This window comes from Phormidesmis sp. 146-33, from assembly GCF_052939515.1.
In genome coordinates, this window is sequence record NZ_JBJPHU010000272.1 from 1 (window position 1) to 1,650 (window position 1,650).

Annotated in this window: 1 protein-coding gene; it reads left to right on the forward strand. The window is 47.9% G+C overall.

Annotated features, from left to right (window positions below; translation table 11 throughout):
* Nucleotides 1-72 precede the first annotated feature (72 nt).
* Nucleotides 73-321: a hypothetical protein gene (locus ACJ2PR_RS35875; RefSeq protein ID WP_446880635.1), complete on the forward strand. Its 249-nt coding sequence runs from the start codon at nt 73-75 to the stop codon at nt 319-321.
* Nucleotides 322-1,650: the final 1,329 nt, after the last annotated feature.

The following is a 1,650-nucleotide window of genomic DNA, read 5'->3' on the forward strand; positions in this document are numbered from 1 at the left end:
CGCGTTTCTGCTTGCTTCTAGAATGACTGGGAGTTTATTTCTCCGCAAGCCCCTTTAGCCAGATCGAGCGGTTTGGGCAGTTGGCGATCTAGAACTCCACCTAAAGGAACACTCGATCCGGCAATTCTCGAATGGTGTGAACAGCATAACTTTATTCTGGTGATGAACAATCGTCGATCGATGCCGACCCACTTGGTTGAACACCTCGATCGTGGGCAGCATATTCCTGGGATTTTCGCGCTCAGACCCAAGGCATCTTTGGGGGAAATTCTGGATGATTTGATTTTGATTGCTGAAGTTGATGCGATCGCTGAATTTTAAGATCGCATTGTCTACATTCCACTGTAAGTTTTGGTCGATTACCTGAACTGCATTGCCTTCAGGTCAGCAAAGCTGACCGCAGTTCACAACTTAGCGATCGACCGTCAAAGCGCGCAATTCATCATCGAGCGCTAGCGATTACCGAAGGTACCAACCATCAGAGCGCGACCCTTGCGGTATCTGCGGAGCAGCGCGTTGTTCAGGTAAAGCGCGATTAGCGCAAAGCGCAGCTCCCTAGGAACCGACGAAGCTTGTGGAGGGGCATCGCAGGGGTGAGGAGTGCGATTGCATTCGTTGAGGCTCAAAACAGCTTGTGATCTGTGATCATCCAGTGATACTCTGAGCCAAAAGCAGCAATGCTCAATCAACCTGTAAACGGTAGTTGGAATTTATCTGTTAAATCTGCCTGGAGTTGGGGTTGAAACTTGTACAGAAGTCGAAGGAACCTTGAGTTTAAGACTGGATGTTTTGGCGAAGGACAGGTTGCACTAGAAACATGATGACTAATCTTCTCAATCGATTCCTAGCACAACAGTTCCTTACTGTACTGTTAGCCTAGCTACTGCACTATGCTTACCCGTTCTGTCATCTGCGATCGCACGCTCAACACCAGCCCTTAATGCAGCATCATCTGGGGGATCGCTTGTTCTGTCAGATTTAAACGAAACTTTGCTCAATCAGTCACCCAAGTTACGCAAGCCTTGAAAGCAGTGAAAAAAGACGATGTGGGCTGTGTCGCTCCGCTGCTTCGTCGTCCTTTCTATGAACTGAATAACTATAGAATTGCGCCATTTACGTGCTTCTTGCCCTCGCCAGCCCAAGGGAGCCAGAAACCTCTTGTTCACTCTCCCTGGCGCTACCGTGTACACACAAGTCGAGTCGATCTCTGTTTGAGGGGATCGCGCCCCTAACTCCTCCATTCTAGGGAACTTTGAGCATCAAGAAAATTCTGAAGCTCAGAAAAGGTTCGGATTTCAAAGTCTCCCAAATTTGGGGGATTTAGGGGGCAGAAGCTGACTAAAACGAAGCGATAGACGACTTGTGTGTACACAGTAGCGCCAGGGAGAGGGTGAGGGCTGAGATCTATTACACAATTGGGATGCTGCCAAAGTGTCTTTATCGCTACATATATGAGAATTAGTTGCAATAACAATAGTCCGGACGATTTTTAGGAGAGGGAATCGACAAGAAAGCCATCGATCTATTAGGGTGCTGATTAGAACAAACAAGCACCAGACCGATAGCCGTATGGAAATTGTACAAAGCTTACTGACCAATGGTTCGGACAAAATCAAACAGCGATCATGCCGTAAGAGCGTAGGGTCTGGT